The sequence below is a fragment of the Pseudoalteromonas sp. NJ631 genome, from assembly GCF_000276645.1.
GTDB lineage: Bacteria > Pseudomonadota > Gammaproteobacteria > Enterobacterales > Alteromonadaceae > Pseudoalteromonas > Pseudoalteromonas piscicida.
Window position 1 is genome coordinate 396,746 of record NZ_AKXJ01000002.1, and the last position, 18,138, is coordinate 414,883.

Annotated in this window: 10 protein-coding genes; 6 read left to right on the plus strand and 4 right to left on the minus strand. The window is 38.3% G+C overall.

Going from position 1 to position 18,138, the window contains the following annotated elements; genetic code table 11:
- The first annotated feature begins 237 nt into the window (after nucleotides 1–237).
- Complete coding sequence (locus A587_RS0106230) at nucleotides 238–1,560, plus strand: HD domain-containing phosphohydrolase (protein WP_017216870.1); 1,323 nt, start codon at nucleotides 238–240, stop codon at nucleotides 1,558–1,560.
- A 265-nt stretch (nucleotides 1,561–1,825) separates the two neighbouring features.
- Here A587_RS0106230 and ydiJ read toward each other — a convergent pair whose 3' ends face one another.
- Nucleotides 1,826–4,864 carry a D-2-hydroxyglutarate dehydrogenase YdiJ gene (gene ydiJ / locus A587_RS0106235; RefSeq protein WP_017216871.1) on the minus strand — a complete coding sequence of 1,013 codons (3,039 nt, stop codon included), beginning with the start codon at nucleotides 4,862–4,864 and terminating at the stop codon, nucleotides 1,826–1,828.
- Between the two features lie 139 nt (nucleotides 4,865–5,003).
- Here ydiJ and A587_RS0106240 point away from each other — a divergent pair, with 139 nt between their 5' ends.
- Nucleotides 5,004–5,210 carry a hypothetical protein gene (locus A587_RS0106240; protein WP_017216872.1) on the plus strand — a complete coding sequence of 69 codons (207 nt, stop codon included), beginning with the start codon at nucleotides 5,004–5,006 and terminating at the stop codon, nucleotides 5,208–5,210.
- A 34-nt stretch (nucleotides 5,211–5,244) separates the two neighbouring features.
- On the opposite strand, the gene ppsA is transcribed toward A587_RS0106240, so the two are convergent.
- Nucleotides 5,245–7,620, minus strand: coding sequence for a phosphoenolpyruvate synthase (gene ppsA / locus A587_RS0106245; protein ID WP_010378656.1), 2,376 nt, complete (start codon nucleotides 7,618–7,620; stop codon nucleotides 5,245–5,247).
- A 143-nt stretch (nucleotides 7,621–7,763) separates the two neighbouring features.
- Between ppsA and ppsR the strand changes: the two genes are divergently transcribed.
- On the plus strand, nucleotides 7,764–8,573 hold the full coding sequence (gene ppsR / locus A587_RS0106250) for a posphoenolpyruvate synthetase regulatory kinase/phosphorylase PpsR (RefSeq protein ID WP_010378654.1): 810 nt from the start codon (nucleotides 7,764–7,766) through the stop codon (nucleotides 8,571–8,573).
- A gap of 31 nt (nucleotides 8,574–8,604) precedes the next feature.
- Here ppsR and A587_RS0106255 read toward each other — a convergent pair whose 3' ends face one another.
- Nucleotides 8,605–9,960 carry a class II 3-deoxy-7-phosphoheptulonate synthase gene (locus A587_RS0106255; RefSeq protein WP_010378652.1) on the minus strand — a complete coding sequence of 452 codons (1,356 nt, stop codon included), beginning with the start codon at nucleotides 9,958–9,960 and terminating at the stop codon, nucleotides 8,605–8,607.
- Nucleotides 9,961–12,495: 2,535 nt separating this feature from the next.
- Here A587_RS0106255 and A587_RS0106260 point away from each other — a divergent pair.
- On the plus strand, nucleotides 12,496–13,362 hold the full coding sequence (locus A587_RS0106260; RefSeq protein WP_017216874.1) for a DNA replication terminus site-binding protein: 867 nt from the start codon (nucleotides 12,496–12,498) through the stop codon (nucleotides 13,360–13,362).
- Nucleotides 13,363–13,955: 593 nt separating this feature from the next.
- On the opposite strand, the gene A587_RS0106265 is transcribed toward A587_RS0106260, so the two are convergent.
- A complete protein-coding gene (locus A587_RS0106265) occupies nucleotides 13,956–15,170 on the minus strand; it encodes a hypothetical protein (protein WP_017216875.1) in 1,215 nt (404 codons plus the stop codon).
- Nucleotides 15,171–15,872: 702 nt separating this feature from the next.
- Here A587_RS0106265 and A587_RS0106270 point away from each other — a divergent pair.
- On the plus strand, nucleotides 15,873–17,105 hold the full coding sequence (locus A587_RS0106270; RefSeq protein WP_017216876.1) for an AAA family ATPase: 1,233 nt from the start codon (nucleotides 15,873–15,875) through the stop codon (nucleotides 17,103–17,105).
- A 13-nt stretch (nucleotides 17,106–17,118) separates the two neighbouring features.
- On the plus strand, nucleotides 17,119–18,081 hold the full coding sequence (locus tag A587_RS0106275) for a ParB N-terminal domain-containing protein (protein WP_017216877.1): 963 nt from the start codon (nucleotides 17,119–17,121) through the stop codon (nucleotides 18,079–18,081).
- The last annotated feature ends 57 nt before the right edge of the window (nucleotides 18,082–18,138 follow it).

Below are 18,138 nucleotides of genomic sequence, written 5' to 3' on the forward strand. Positions count from 1 at the left end.
GCTTAGTTTTGATTCACTGACACATGGAAATGAAACTGTAATTATTTAATATTAAGCGATAGTTACTAGCCTAGTTCTCTAAAGTTTATACAGTACTAGTTTGTTTCTTAAGCATATATTAAAAAGTTATTAATCAGGTTGAAGGGTAATATTAGACTTAAGGCGTATTTTATCGGTTTCTTGTCGTGGCTTGCTTTTTGAACTAAGTTTAAATTAATTCATTTAGGAGATTGAACTTTGGAATTTGGCGAGCAATCAACGACTTCAAATGAAGCGATACGAGTGCTTTGTCTCGATGATGAGACTAATGTGATACGGTCGTTAAATCGCTTATTCCGTCAAAATGGAATACACGCTGAGCTATGTAGTGATCCACAGCAAGCCTTGACGCTGATCCGCGACTCCTCTTTTGAAGTTGTTATAAGTGATATGCGGATGCCTGAAATGGATGGCGCCACATTTTTGCATGAAGTAAAGCGTATTTGCCCAGATACGCAACGGATATTACTGACAGGATACTCTGATCTTGCTTCAACAATTAAAGCCATTAATGAAAGTGGGATCCATGCATACATTCAAAAACCTTGGGATAACGATATACTCGTGCATACCGTGAGAGAATGTTCAGAAAAATACAGGTTAAAAAGCACAAATAAAAGACTAAATGAAGAGATAGTACAAAAAAATACGCAACTAACAGAATTAAATGAAAACCTTGAAGGACTTGTACAAAAACGTACTGCACAGATCCGCAAAGTATTAAGTCAATTAGAGCAAGCTAATCAAAAAGAACGTAAAGAACATCGGGCTACCGTCGAGTTACTTTACAATTTTCTGAATGCAAATCCATTTATCGATGGTAAAAAAGCGAAGAGCATAGCCAAATTATGTAAAATTATAGCTAAGAAGCTAGAACTTTCTAGTGAAGTAGCTGAAACGGCTATGATGTCAGGGTATTTAGCGGAAGTAGGTTTACTTGCTATGGACCCAGAAATTTATAAATCGCCACCCAGAAAACTAAGTGAAGCACAAAAGAAAATTTATTATACGCATCCTTCCATTGCACAGCTTATGTTGATGCCTGCGCAGCACTTATCTGACGTATCCGAGGCGATTTATCATCAGTTTGAAAAATTTAATGGTCAAGGGATCCCTAAAGGTCTTAAAGGTAAAGAAATTCCTTTGGGCTCACAGATACTTGCAGTCGCTCGAGATTATTATGACAATTTATACAGCGCTAACGGTTCTGATAAAGAGAAAGCTGATTTAGCCCTAGACCTTATCCGAACCTATAGAGGAAATTTCTACTCCCCAGAAGTTGTTGATATTTTAGAGCAAGCTGTAAGTAACAATGAGCTAGGCCAAGAGCAAGTCGGTTCGGTTGATATATTGACAACTGAAAAGCTCAAGCCAGGCATGATATTGGGTTTAGCGCTTCACAGTAATCAAGGAATTTTATTGCTACCAAAAGGCCATACCTTTACCGATAAGTCGATAGATAAACTTAAGCAGCTCGAAACACAACGCCCAATCCCCTTTAGAATTATGGTCAAGCAATAATAATAGCTTATTGACTTATCAGCGACTGCACTATCGAATACTCGTTTACTGGTGTTGTATAGATGATGGTAAATATAGCTTTTGAGTCTTTAATTGGATCAATGTTATTGAGCCGTCAAATTATAGTAGCTCGAGAATAACGGACTTGTGTTCGCGCAGTATGCCCAAAGAACACATCATACTATAAGTGGATTTACTCAGTTTGTCTTCGGCTAAAAATATTAATAAAAAAAGCCCAGTAAACTGGGCTCGTTTAGCTACTATACTAGTCTAGTAGTTTATTAAGTGCTTGAAGCGGGTGTTTTGGTTTTTCTCCACTAAAGCGTTTAACCTGACATCGACAAGAGAAGCCGGTCACTAATACTTCACCTTGAGCCGCATTATCAATATGATGCTGCCACGAGGATTCGTAAAGTGCTCTTGAATTTTCTTGATTTTGCGCTTCGTGGCCATAAGTTCCCGCCATGCCACAACAGCCCGTATTAACCGTTTCTAAATTAGAGTTCAACCTATTAAAAATACCTTGCCAAACACTTTTAGATTCAGGCATTGCTGTTGTTTCAGTACAGTGACTTATCAACGTAAATTTTGATGGACTGATTGTCGCAGCCGTTGGGATATCGATAGTGGCAAGCCATTCATGCGCTAGTTGTACCTTAAAATCTCCCCTGCTCTCTTTGAGAATATCATTATATTCATCGCGATAGCACATCACCAAAGAGGCATCGAGCCCAACTAAAGGCCTATTATATTCACTCACAGTATTTAAAAACTGTGCGGCAGTCTTTGCAGTCGATTTAAATTCCTTTAAAAAGCCTTTAACGTGTTGTGGCTTACCGTTTGGTTTGAATGGCAACACGAGTGGATAAAACCCAAGCTTTGATATAACTTGCACAAAGTCCGATACTAATTCTGCTTCATAGAAACTAGTAAACGGATCTTGAACAATAAATACCACGCTTTGTTGTTCTTCGTCGCTTAACTTTTCAAAACTTTGCTCTGAATAAAAGTGTTTGTTTGGCACTAACTTGCTAAGCTGCGTCTTACTTAGCGCAGGCGAGTCAATATAGCCGATCAGCCGTTCAACGAAAAAGTTTGATATGCGATTACTTTGTAAAGCGTTAACTAAATTTGGAAACTTAGCCATGGCAGGTAGTGCACGCTCTATATTCGCAACTAAGTAGTCTTTAAGTGGACGATTGTAACGGCTGTAGTAAAAGTTTAAAAACTTAGCTCGAAACGTAGGAACATCCACTTTGATTGGGCATGCCGTTGTGCACGCTTTACACGCTAAACATTCATCCATTGATGCTTTAACTTCATGGGAAAAGTCATATTCGTTTTTCTTTCGGGTATTGAGAAAGCGCTCCCACCAAGTGGTATCATTTTCATGACTGATTAATTGCTTTTCTGCAGCAATCAAATCTACCCCTTTATTGCTTTGTAGCCGTAACCACTCTTTAAATAACCCAGCGCGTCCTTTTGGAGAGTTTCTACGATCTTTGGTTACCTTATACGATGGACACATTGGCGAGTTGTCATCATAGTTAAAGCAAAGTCCGTTACCATTACAATTGATTGGTGCTTCGTAGTTTACTTTTACTTCAGTTGGGATTGTACGATCAAACCAAGCTCTTTTCTGTGCATCGACTGACACTAATTGATCGCTTGAATCCAGTGGTGTACAAATTTTTCCAGGGTTTAAGCGATTATTTTTATCAAACAAACTTTTAATTTTACGAAGTTCATTAAATAGTTGCTCACCGAAAAACTCGGGTCCATATTCACTTCGGTAACCTTTTCCATGCTCACCCCACATTAGTCCTCGGTATTTTGCAGTTAACGCTACTACTTTATCAGAGATCACACGTAGTAATTTTTCCTGTTCAGGATCGCACATATCAAGTGCTGGACGGACATGTAAAACACCGGCGTCAACATGACCAAACATGCCATAATCTAATTGGTAACTATCAAGTAACTCTCTAAATTCAATGATAAAATCAGCAAGGTTTTCAGGTGGAACGGCTGTATCTTCAGCAAAAGCTAGTGGCTTTTTACTACCTTTTGCGTTACCCAATAAACCAACTGACTTTTTACGCATTGCATAGATCTTAAGGATATCCGCTTTATCATTGGTAAGTTGATAACCAATAATCCCCGCTTCTTTATTCGCAATAAGCTGATCTAATCGTTGACATAAACTATCGACTTTAGACGAAATTTCATCTTGGGATTCACCGTTAAATTCAACCATGTTAAGACCTTGCATCTCAACACCTGGTACATCTTGAATTAAGTCCGATACTGAATGCCAGATGATGTCCTCTTTGGCAAGACCTAGAACTTTACTGTCTACGGTTTCGACCGATGTAGCATTAGCGGAAACCAAGAATGGGCTGTTTCTAAGCGCTGATTCAAATGAGTCATATTTGATATTTATAAGGGTTTTATATGGCTGAATTGGCGTTAAATTAAGCTTTGCTTCGGTTACAACACCAAGCGAACCTTCAGAACCCGTAATAATTCGAGACAAATCAAAAGTAGTTAGTGAATCGTCGAATACATTTTCGAGGTCATAACCCGTTAAAAAACGGTTTAGTCTTGGAAATTTTTCAAGTATAAGTGCTCGATTGCTTCGACAGATCTCGATGACATTTGCATAAATGTGAGAAGTCTTTGAGTTTTGCTCAGCTAGTAGCTCCGCTTTATCGATCGCTAACTTCGAGGTATTTAGCTCTGTTCCATCCACTAAAAAGGTTTTAAGCCCAAGAACATGATCGCTTGTTTTGCCATAAACGAGTGAACCTTGGCCCGACGCATCAGTATTTACCATACCACCTATTGTTGCTCGGTTACTGGTGGAGAGATCTGGCGAAAAGAAATAGCCGTAAGGTTTTAGAAAGTCATTAAGCTGATCTTTGATCACACCCGCCTGAACTCGAACCCAGCCTTCTTGTTCATTGATCTCAAGAATTTCTCTCATGTGTCTCGAGAGGTCAATCACGATACCGGGTGTAAGTGATTGACCATTCGTACCAGTTCCTCCGCCTCTAGGACCAAAAGTGAGAGACAAAAATGGATCTTGTTGGGCGATTTCGAGTGCAAGTTGTACGTCTCGATTTGTTCTAGGAAATAATACTGCTTGAGGGATTTCCTGATAGATACTATTGTCGGTTGACGTAACAAGACGAGTAGCATAACTCGTATCAATGTCCCCACTAAAACCTGCATCAGTTAGTTTACTTTGATAGAGGTTGATAAGTTCGTTTGCAGAATCCTGCTGACTAATATTTGCGATCATGACGGTATATTTTACTTGCTTTGAATTAATTGTATCACGAAGGATTAATGATCAACTTGAGAATTTTATGGTTTGTTACAATTGGAAATAGTTTATTTTACCACACACCTTATACTCATATTGTATAGGAGGAAATAACATGAAAATTATTTACGACCTTGCTGGTATTGTGTTTTGTATTCTAGCATCGATCTTCTTTATTGTGCCCGGTCCATCGGTTATCTTTTTACTTGCGGCCCTGGTGTGTTTCTCGATGAATCATGAAGGTGCAAAGAAGCACTTAAAAAATGTGCAGCGTTTGTTTAAGCTTGGCTGCGAAAAGTTAGATAGGACATTTCAGAAATGAAATAGCCCCAAAGTGTTGCATTGGGGCCATTAAATTATTTAGTAAACTTTTCAGCTAGATAAAGCCAAGTTTCAAGTACTGTATCTGGGTTAAGTGAAACAGAGTCAATCCCCTCTTCAACTAACCAAGCAGCAAAATCTTCATGATCCGATGGACCTTGACCACAAATACCTACATATTTGCCTTTCGCTTTAGCAGTTTGAATTGCCATTGAAAGTAGTTTCTTGATAGCTGGATTTCGCTCATCAAACAGATGCGCAATGAGGCCAGAATCGCGGTCCAGACCAAGTGTTAACTGAGTAAGGTCATTAGAACCAATCGAGAAGCCGTCGAAATATTCTAAAAACTCTTCAGCAAGTAGGCAGTTTGATGGAAGTTCACACATCATAATGACTTTTAGACCATTCTCGCCACGTTTTAGACCATGCGCTTCAAGAATTTCAATAACTTGAGCAGCTTCTTCTAGGGTACGAACGAATGGGATCATGATTTCAACGTTGGTCAAATCCATCTCATTACGAACACGTTTAATGGCTTCACACTCTAATGCAAAACACTCTCTAAAGTCTTCAGAAATGTAACGAGATGCGCCGCGGAAACCAATCATTGGGTTTTCTTCTTCCGGCTCATACTGCTGGCCGCCAACCAAGTTTGCATACTCGTTTGACTTAAAGTCAGACATACGAACGATTACACGCTCTGGAGCAAATGCCGCACCTAGCGTAGAAATACCTTCAACTAGCTTGCTGATATAGAACTCTACAGGTGACTCATATCCCGCGATTAGCTCTTTAATTTCAGCCTGTAGCTCTGCATCTTGCTTATCAAAATGAAGTAGTGCTTTAGGGTGAATACCAATCATACGGTTGATGATAAATTCAAGACGCGCAAGACCGATACCTGCATGTGGTAACTTCGCAAAATCAAACGCGCGATCTGGGTTACCTACGTTCATCATTATCTTCATCGGAATAGCTGGCATAGAATCGATGCGAGAAGAAATAACATCAAATTCAAGTTCACCTTTGTAGATATAACCTGTATCGCCTTCGGCACATGATACTGTTACCGTGTCACCATTGGTGATCAAATCGGTTGCATTACCACATCCAACCACGGCTGGGATCCCCAGCTCACGCGCAATGATTGCAGCGTGACAAGTACGTCCACCACGATTCGTTACGATAGCAGAGGCACGCTTCATGATAGGTTCCCAATCAGGATCCGTCATATCAGTAACAAGTACATCGCCTTGCTTTACCGAGTCCATTTGATCAATTGAAGACAGGACTTTAACGACGCCTGAGCCAATTTTATGACCGATTGCACGACCTTCAACAATAACTTCAGACTTTGATTTTAGCTGGAAGCGTTCCATTACGTTTGCATCTTCATTTGAACGAACGGTTTCTGGACGGGCTTGTACGATATAAAGCTTGCCATCGTTACCATCTTTTGCCCATTCAATATCCATTGGACGACCGTAGTGCTTTTCGATAATAACAGCTTGTTTTGCTAACTCTTCTACCTCTGCGTCTGTAATCGAGAACTGGTTAGATAGTGCTGAGTCTACATCAACAATCTCAACTTGCTTTCCATGAGACTCATCACTTGAGTAGATCATTTGGATTGCTTTTGAGCCAATATTTCTCTTAAGAACAGCAGGTTTAGCTTTTGCAAGCGTTTGCTTATGAACATAAAATTCATCTGGGTTTACTGCGCCCTGAACTACCATCTCGCCTAAACCATAGCTAGAAGTAACGAAGACAACGTCTTCGAAGCCTGATTCGGTATCGATTGAGAACATAACTCCAGACGACGCTTTGTCTGAACGCACCATACGCTGAATACCAGCAGAAAGCGCCACGCCTCTGTGATCATAGCCTTGGTGTACACGATAAGATATTGCACGGTCATTGAATAGCGAAGCAAAAACATGCTTGATAGCGACCATTACGGCATCAATGCCACGAACATTTAGGAAAGTTTCTTGTTGGCCAGCGAAGGAGGCGTCTGGCATATCTTCTGCGGTTGCTGATGAACGAACAGCAAAGGAGACATCTTGGCTTGCGTCACCGTGTAACTGGCTATAGGCCTCACGGATTGCTTTATCTAATTCTGGTTGGAATGGTGTATCGATAACCCATTGTCTAATTTGGGCGCCGACTTTGGCTAATTCGTTGACATCATCAACATCGAGAGTATCTAGGATTGAGTGGATTTTTTCATTGAGGCCTGATTGCTCAAGAAATTCATTAAACGCATCAGCTGTTGTTGCGAATCCACCAGGTACTTGTACACCAGCGTTAGCAAGGTTAGATATCATTTCACCTAGAGAAGCGTTTTTACCACCAACTCGAGGTACATCTTGCATACCCAACTCTTGATACCAGAGAACGTAGTCTTGCACGGAACTGTCTCCAAAACAAATTGTATTAAATGTGAGAGATTAATTGACCTTTCCACTTGGTCAAGGGCATTCTACAACGGTAAGGCAGTCTTCGTAAACCGCGATGGCTTATTTTCAACAATTTCTGAATGAATAATAGCAAAATGAGAACAGCATTTTATATTTCCGATGGTACCGCTATCACCTCTGAAGTGTTTGGTCACGCAACGCTTTCAATGTTCCCTGTAGAATTTAATCATCAAACGATACCATTTGTAGAAACAGTGAAAAAAGCAAATGAAATCAAAAAACTAATAGACTCTGTTGCTGAGACTTCAGGTGAAAAACCATTGGTGTTTTTTACATTCGTTAATCCAGAATTGTCCGATATTATTTTATCGTCGCAAGGGGTTTGTTACGACTTTTTATCTTATGCGAGCGAAATTGTAAAAAGAGAGCTAAAAGTTCAGCCGGTGCCAAAAATGCACCGCACGCATAGCATTCATGAATCTTCGTATGATTTTAGAATAGATGCAGTTAACTACGCACTTGCAAATGATGACGGTGCAAATATTAAAGATTATGACGAGGCAGACATCATATTGGTGGGTGTCAGCCGCAGCGGTAAAACGCCGACAAGCTTATATTTAGCTTTGCAATATGGGATAAAGGCCGCGAATTATCCGATGACAGAAGATGATTTAGAAAGTGGAAAACTACCCAAATGTCTGGATAAATACAAAGGTAAGCTCTTTGGCTTAACCATAGATCCTGAAAGACTAGCTGCAATCAGGCAAGAGAGAATGGCAAACTCCAAGTACGCATCAATTAGACAATGCCGTATTGAAGTCAAAGAAGTCGAGATGCTATTTAAAAAGAATAAAACGCCTTACTTGAACAGTACACGCTATTCCGTTGAGGAAATCTCAGCAAAAATTATTTCTGAAACTGGGCTAAAGCGCCATAAATACTAAAAAGGCCGCTATGCGGCCCTTTGTTTGCTATTTATACTGTTTTACGAGCATCTTTTAGTAGATCAGCAACTAAAAAGCCTAGCTCTAAAACTTGGTCTGCGTTTAGACGCGGATCACACTGGGTGCGGTAACGCTGAGATAAGTCTTCGTCTGATAGACCATAGGCACCACCAACACACTCAGTAACGTGTTGCCCTGTCATTTCTAAGTGCACCCCACCAGGATAGCTACCCTCAGCTTTATGAACTGCGAAGAACTGACTGATTTCTCTTAGGATATTGTTAAAGCTACGTGTCTTATATCCAGTGGTCGCTTTTTCAGTGTTTCCGTGCATGGGATCCGAAGTCCAAATAACTTTGCGGCCTTCTTCTTGAATTCTGCGAACTAATTTAGGCAGCTTTTCCGGCAGCACATCTGCACCCATGCGTGTGATAAGTGTTAGACGACCAGGAATATTATCAGGGTTAAGCGCATCGACAAGTTTAATTAACTCATCTTCTTGCATCCCTGGGCCAACTTTTACGCCAATAGGGTTTTTAATACCACGGAAAAATTCGATATGTGCGTGATCTAATTGACGCGTACGTTCACCAATCCATACAAAGTGAGCAGAACAGTCGTACCAATCACCGGATAAGTGATCTCTTCTCGTTAACGCTTCTTCATAACCTAATAGTAGCGCTTCGTGTGAAGTATAAAGCGGAGTTTCCTTCAGACTTGGTGCAACTGTTGAATCAATGCCACAAACTTCCATAAACTCAAGTGCTTCTTGAATACGCTCTGCGAGTTGTTGAAACTTGTCTTTTAACGGATTTGCAGCTACGAAACTCATATTCCAGCGATTTACCTGATGCAGATCTGCAAGACCACCCTGCGCAAACGCGCGAAGTAGGTTAAGCGTTGCTGCAGACTGGTGATACGCTTTCATCAATCTATCAGGATCTGGGATACGTGCTTCTTCCGTAAACTCAAAGCTATTAACGATATCGCCACGATATGAAGGTAAGGATGTACCATCAATAGTCTCAAAATCAGAAGAACGGGGTTTTGCATACTGCCCTGCCATTCGAGCAATTTTAACTACCGGGCATTTACCGCCATAGGTTAATACGACAGCCATTTGCAAAAGTGTTTTGAACGTATCACGAATATTAGCGGCACTGAAATCAGAAAACGATTCGGCGCAATCACCACCTTGCAATATAAAAGCTTTACCTTCACAAACATCTGCTAGGCTTTTATACAAGCTTCGCGTCTCTTCTGCAAAAACGAGCGGAGGGGCTGAATTTAGTTCTTTTTCAACTGATTTTAACTTCTCTGAATTTGGGTATTCAGGTTGCTGCAAGATAGGTTTATCTCTCCAGCTATTTGGGCTCCAATTAGCCATTGTATTTTCCTCATTCCAATATGTGTTACCACCATTGAACAGTACCCCAAGCCCCCTTATTCATCAAGGAAAAACTTTAGTTTGTTTTGACAAAGAACACATCATACAATAGTAGTTTAAGAAAATAGACACAATAGCTAAAACTGTTCAAAAAATTCTCTCAAGATATGAACCTTGTTTAAGAAAGTTGATTTTTAATACATCTCTTCAACCAGAACGAAAGCGAACTTCAATTTGACAAATATCGGACTTTTAAGATCTAGGCCGTTATAATGGGCTTTATTGTCGATTTAAGATCCTAAAAGCGATATTAATATCAAACATAATCTTGTAGACCTACTAAATGGCGCTGTCGGATGGTAGCCAGTTCAAGACTTTGTTCGCAACAATGGAATTCTACCCTATCTCTTCAATAAACCGTTTTACGAAGTATTTATATAGCAAGACAACAGACAGATTTTGGTCACCTGTTTGCATTATGTTAAATTGATTGCTTTTTAAAGTTTCATCTACGAGAGGTAAAGGTGAAAGTTAGCAACTCGTAGTATTTTATGAGCAGGAAGGGAGTAAGAAAAATGAGTCGTATTGTGATAGTTACTAGTACAAATCACACATAGTTTTTGGAAGTGTTAACTCACACAGATACTTCCAGCTGGCCTCTCCCCAAATGAGAGCTCATTACTTAAAAAACTGGAGAGATCGTTCTTCAGTTCATTGGGTTATTTAAATAAAATGAATTTTCTTGATTAAGCTATCTTATACGATGAAATCTCGCCGACCAATCTAGACTAACTAGATAAAACTCTACTGTTAAAAAGGTGGTATTGCTTACTATAGTACTACTGAGTTTGCTCTTGACCCTCATCCTTTTCTTGATTTCTAACACAACGACTTTTTTCGTTCATCTATTCTTACAGCATCAAGAGGACTCTGCCTAAGGTGACTATTAATATGATTACTCGCTAAATAACTTAAACGCTATTTTCATTTCCAAAATCCCCATCAACTTCGAGACTGTTAATTTCAGAGATATTTTCCTATAAACAACTAGCACATCCAGCTCGACTCGTTCACAACCGAGCTATTCAGACGCTTGAAGAGAGATCTATCTACTTTGCTCTTCGACATGAACACAGGTGTGAGAACGATATGATGTTGAAACTGCCTAAACATATGAGATGCGTTTTCATATTTACTCCTGCCCTTCTTTATTTGACTTCGGTACAAATCGAATAAGGAAATATTCCGGCGAAATTTGCATAATACTGAAGTGCCTGGTTTAGTTATTATAAAGTTAGTGCTAGAGTTGCAACTTCGAACTGAACATGTATCAAAAGAAACTTGCACTATATTTTAGTCAGGTAAGACTGCAGAAAATGCGGATATTACTTGAAGATTCATTGCAAAGTAAAAGAAGTGGTACGGTTGTTCTCCAAGAAAGTGTAAAATTAAATTATTTATAAGTAAGTACACACTTACATTTTACATCTTAACTTATCTATCACCCTCCCTTTACGGTCTAACTAGAATCTATTAAATCTTCACGTCTACATAAAAGCGCTCGGTCGAAATAAAGTTGGTGAATACTTACTATGGGTTTTCACTACCAAAACCTCTTGACAGTAACAAGACAATGTCGGGATCAACAAGTTGACTTTAATTTATAAAAAAGAGTATCATCGCGAGGATTTCACAGAGAACACATCATACAAATTGTTAATCAATATAAAACCACCATTAAATTTAAAAATTAATCAGGAAGCTGAAAATTAGGATTGCAATTCTGAGTGATTACTAGCCACCACTTTCTATTCGAGTATTGTCCGTTAAGAACTCCCTGAAAAAATTTATCAAAATCCAATTTTATAAGAGAAATGCAAAAAAATTTGATATAATTTAGCTCATAAAAAGGAACACATCATACAAATTATAAATTAAATAATTTGACCTCTAAAAAGCTAATTAACATTTTCATCAAAATAACATAGATTTAACTCTCTATTTATAGAATTAACTAGGGCCTGCTTATCTTTCAAGTTTGTTTTTACAGCTGTTGGCAGAACCTGCGTAGCATAGTTATCCTATGTGAGTCAGGCGATAAAGATACAAAGTACCTTTCCCCAGCACTTCTGGGGCAACAATGAACCAAAACAAAAATCAAACAATAAAAGGCCCCTAGCTGATCATTTGATTTCTCCAAAGTCTTGCCGCTCTGAATAGAGGCTAAATAAGTGAAGATAAATATGAGCTATCAGAATATTTTTGATATAATCTGGATACATCTAGGAGAACACATCATACTTATTTGTTAGGTAAACATGCACACTGTTACTGCATCACTCACAACTAATTGGTCAAATAACTAACTACTTAACACTGATATTCTATATAAGATATCCAGCTTAATTTAGCAAACGGAGGTCTAGTGAAAATGATATGGTTAGTTTTTCCATTAAATACTCATAGTAAAATCGCTTAGCGAGGTTCCATTATTTTTGATATAATATTAAAGAGATAATAAGAACACATCATACAATGAATAAATTCAATATACGTTCAACTTTCGATATTCTTAACGAACATATTAATCAGCTATGCCATGAACTGACTGAAGCCGATATAAAAAAGGCAACTTTTTATGAACTGCCTGATATAAAAAAACAAGATGAAGAAACCGCTCCAACAAATATAGCAGTTACAAAAATAGAAGGTGAAAAAGCACTCACTAAATGTTTAGATGCTTATCGCGATCTCTATTTAAACGACCGGGAAAGCGGAAAGTTGTTGCAAAGGTTTCCTGGTCTTTTATTAGTCAATGACCCTAAAGAAATTATCAAGTCTAGGGTGAATGCTGTGAATCTTGCCAAAGAAAATTTTAAAAATGCTATTCTGGAAATTTCTAACAATGATGCCAGGTTCGAAGCTGTTCATAGTGCAGTTCCTAACTTAATGACTTTGGCTGCCTATCGAAAAATACATAGCGAATCCACAGCGCCCTACTCCGTTCGATTTACCTGGATGAAAAAACATGCAACCAGAGTTTTGAGTAAAGAACTTGCTATGGAGATGTTGAATCGCTCGTCACTTTATTCAAATCCGAGGATGATAGATCAGGAAAAATGGCAACAGCTAGTAGAACAAGAAAAATATAGAGTTTCTAGTCTATCAGAAAATGCCAAGCTCAGAATTAGAAGGCCAACCAGAGTAACACCTGAGGTGAATGTAAGATATACAGCTCAAAATCGCTATCATGTAAGTGCCGCACTCCCATTTATACTCTTTAACCCGCATCCAGACACTAAACTTGGAGAGTTAAGTCATTTTACACAAAAAGATGATCATCCAAGAAAGCGAGAGTACAACTTTCTAGTCGATAGAATTTATTTAGAAAGATTTGAATAATAATAAGATAATTCCACACAGAATTTAATAATGTAACGCAATTTAACATAATATTGATAGATGAGCATAGTCCATGCAAGTACTAACTGTACTTGTCCTCATTATCGTATGATGTGTTCTACACCATTTTCGAACTTATAGGCTAAGATGAAATCATTATCTTCACAGATTAAGTACTCAATTTCTTTAGGTTAAATTTTGATTTATCATTAAATTTTAAGCTCTGAAATAGCTTATCGATCACGGGCTAGTATCTAGCAATCACTAACAAATCAACGTCTGTTATATAACAAGTTTTTCTATTAGATTGTTCTAAATAGGAAGGTTTGAATTATTGATATGCTTGTTCTCTCTTCTAAGGATTAGAGAATTAATTTGATCCGCAGATGTAGTTTCAAGATTTATTGATGTCAGTATTTTTCACCGCAGAAAATTTTAAAGAAAGCTTTTAGCTCTTTAGTTTTCATCGTGTTGAAAAATTGGATTGTAATAACTTTCAGTTAGAAAGTATCTTCAGTTGAAATAGAAATTAGCTTTGATATAAAAGCTTTTTATTTTGGCTAGAAGTACCACTCTAGCCAAAATAAGAAATCCTATTTTTTAACGATTTCTTCTAATGTATCTTCATCAATTACTTCAACATTTTCGACGATACGTTTTCCACCTTGAATTTCGATACGTTTATGATGTTTATTGAGAGCCAATATTTCGTCACAGAATTGAGCAGATGGATGCATTTCGTACACATAATCAACGATTTTCCCGGACTTTTCATCCTTAACATTTGAAATATTGTATTCGGATATTGCCCCTTTCTCGATCAAATCTTTCATTGTTGTGGTCATATCACGACGAAGTGCCTTTAATTTATTCTCTGTAATTTCATCATCAGAATAAATTGAGCCGTATTTTTCCATAATTGAAATTAGGCGAAAATGATAAGTTTTACCTGGGGCAGCGTAACGCCATAGATGATACAAACGTAGCATCATCCAACGAGATAAACCGCGTTTTAACTCTTGAGCACTGTTGAAGTAATAACCTTTATACTCCAAGTTATCGATCATGTTATGAACAAATGCATTTAAACATGCAACACATTTGATATTCCCGCCCTGTCCTTTTTTGCCACTGAAGTGTAGCGATGACAGAAAGTTCATGTTTGATTCGTAAAATGAATCATCAATACTTGGGTTTTTAGTATCTGTAGCCGTATACTTGAACGAAAGTTTAGAACCTTGAAGGGCTTCCAAAGATTCCTTAATTTGCGGATAAGGCATTGATTGACCAACAGCTTTTAATTCTTGAGCAAGCTCGTTCATCGAAAAAATGACTGCGTATTGAATACCGGACTTAAAATTTATTTTAACAATCTTGCCTTTGGAAGCTAGACGGATCAGCGCGCGCTCTACCTTTTCTTCTCGATCAGATGGCCAAACTAAAAACTCTTCGTCATCACCATCTTTTTTAGTACTAACAACAGCAGGTGTAATTTTTATCTCACCTTCGTATAAAATACCATCTACTTTTTCAGATATTTTTCTCGTTACGATCGTTTTTTTAGGTGCTTCTTCTAACGGTAATTTTTTATGTCCCGAACGAACAAAGCGCCCCCATAAATCGTAATGATTAAAGGTGTTAGAATAAGCTCTTAACCCATGGGCGGCATTTTCTAAAGATACTCGAACATCTTTATTATCCGTAAACAATGCCAAACTTTCGTTATCGATTGCACTTTCTACACCATGGATCTGTCCACGAAGTGAATCGGGCAAATTGTCAACAGAGATGTTCACCTTCCGGCTCATTGTTTTACTTCCAAATTTTCATGACGTCTAATAACAACATATTCGACAGAAAAAGTTAATGATTAAAGTTAGTAAAAAAGTGATCCGAAGTAACTTTTTTTGTTGGGATCGTTCTTTTACTAAGTAGAGCCTATTTTCAGATCAAGTTTTTACTAACAAAGATAAAATGAACGCAGAAAAACCTTTGTTTAAGGCCTATTTAGCGGATTTACAAGGACAAACCAGACGTCCTTGTGGAAAACTCTACAATTAATTAGTAAAGATCTGATCTATGCTAGGTAGAGATCAGATCTATACATACCTTAAAGCACTTGAGCTTATATCATCTGTGCATAACTGTTTGATCTTACTTAGTAAAAAATTGATCTGCACCATAAGAAATGTGAATAATTCTGTGTATAAGCTGTTTATATATAACTTTTGGAAATAGTAGTTAGTAAAATTTCGATCTCGGAGTTATAAGAGATCTGATCTTAACCTAGTAAAAAGTAGATCTATAAAAATAAAAAAAAATGATGTAAAACAGTTGGATAGAGTATAATTTCTTTACCTTAGCCTTTAATACCTATATATCTAACCATATCTAAACTTTCTTATTTATACTTAGATGTAAATCAAAATTACAAATGTCTTTGTTTTTTTGTGTTTACAGCAAAATATATGGACATTATAATAATCGTTATCAAATAAAGGATAATGTGTATGTCTATAAATAACAATGCGCTATCAACGTACCGGCTGTTGAAAGCTACAGCAGAAGTAGCGGAACAATCACTTGCTGGTCGTATTCAACATTATAGAGCTCATCTTAAAACTGAAGAAAAAGAGCTTAGAACTTACACGCAGAAAGCTGCCGCAGACCTGCTTGGTGTAAATAATAGAACACTCAAAAGACGTCATGACCAAGGTGACTTTGATACCATCAATATAAAGAAAGGTGCAAACGGTCATTATGCATACACATTAGCAAATATCTTTGCGATGGCAGATGTTCTCGGTGTAAATGCTGATCAACGAAAGTCCAGCGATAAATTACAAGTCATTGTGATTAATAGTTTGAAAGGCGGTTGTGGTAAAACAACAAGTTTGGTGAATATTGCAGCAGCACTAGCTACAACAAATATTAAGCGCTATCGCATCGGGATCATAGATCTTGATCCACAAGGATCATCATCAAGCTTTTTTCCATCTAATGATCATGAGCCGATCACGGTTGGCGATCTAATGAGAGATTGCATTGAGTTAGATGAAGGTGAAACATGGAAAGATCTGGTCTCTAATTCCTTCCAAGAAACCCACATTCCAAATATTCGCGTATTACCTTCTGGTATGGATGACTTTTACTTTGAACACGAAACAGCAACAGAGTTAAAAGAAAGTTCAAGCTACGAAAAGACACGTCATTACCATAAGCTTAAAGAGAAGGTTATAGAGCCCGTACAAGACGAGTTTGATATTATCCTAGTAGATACCGCACCTTCACTTAATTTTATGTTCTACAACGCATTGATGGCGTCTACGGCTATGTTGATACCTGTACACCCAGAGGCCGTAGACTTCGACGCTAATAATAAATACCTGAAGCGTCTTGGTGAGATATACCATACCGTTGCAGCTCTTGGTCACGAAGGTTGGGACTTTATGCAATTCTTGGTCACTAACTATGTTAAAGGCAACCATTCTCAGCGCGATATCGTTAAAGATGTACGTAGTGCTTTTGGTCGTCAAGTAATGAGCTATCCAATCAATCACAGCTCAGCAATTACTGCGAGCTCTTCATCGTTTAACACAATTTTTGACCAAAAGACTTCAGATAGTTTAGCAAGTCGTGAAGCATTGCTAAAAGCGCAAGAAAATATCAAAGACGTGGTTGATGAATTAGAGATGCTGATCCGTTCAAATTGGCCTTCAACACAATCCTCGCTAGCAGAATAAAAAGGTATTAATAATGGCTAGAAAACGTAAAAATGATACACGAATTGATCCTTTTGCTACTGCGGTTGAAGGCAGTAGCCTCGACGATCTTTTAGATCAGGCTAAAGTAGGCGATGTGGTTACTATGCCTGCGCCAAGCGATCCGACAAAAACCATAGTACTGACCTGTGAAGTAGTGCCGTTTAGCGAAATTGAGAGTAAAACCACAGTTTATGGGCAGAATCGCCGCGAGCAATCCTTATTAAGCGAAAAAGCGGTCGCTGATATATTACCTGCCATTAAAAAAGATAAGCGAAATCTCCACCCTGCCCTATGTTGGCATCACAATGGCAAACTTCACGTTTTATCAGGCTCAAGACGCCGTAAAGCCTGTTTGCTAGCCGAAGCTGATTATGTGGTGTTGAGCTCGAAAGACTTTAGTGACGAAGATGCAAAAACATTAGCGGTATCTTCCGATCAATACATCGCCCCGAGCCTTTGGGAATTGGGTAAAGCCTATTTTGATACTAAGCATAACTTGATCGAACAAGGCCAAAAAGGATCGTATCGAGAAATCGCTGCCGTGGAAGGTGTTTCTCACACAGCTATCGCAGACGCATTGAAAGCTTATGAAAGTATTCCGGTCGAAGTATTGCAGTTGTATCCAACGGCGAATCATTTAGGCCGTGAAGCGGCTAAAAAGCTCATCACTGCGAAACAAGAACAACCTGAGCAGTTTTCTGAGCAAATTGCTGCACTTAAAGCGCAAGATTTTATGACTGAAGAGATGTCAGATGAGAAACGTGCTGTTCAGATCACCAAATTCTTGACTACGTTCGGAAGTAGCGATTCACGCGTGGAGTCCATGCTAGAGAACGACTACATTCGAGTACAAAGAAATCTTAAAAGCGGTGATGTTACCGTGAAAATAGATAATCGAGTATTGACTGATAAGCGTTTGGAACAATTGCAAAAGTTACTTAGCAGTTATAACTAAGGTTCGTTCAAAAATTGCCGCGTTGGTTGAATTATCAGGCAACTCGGCGCTTTTTCT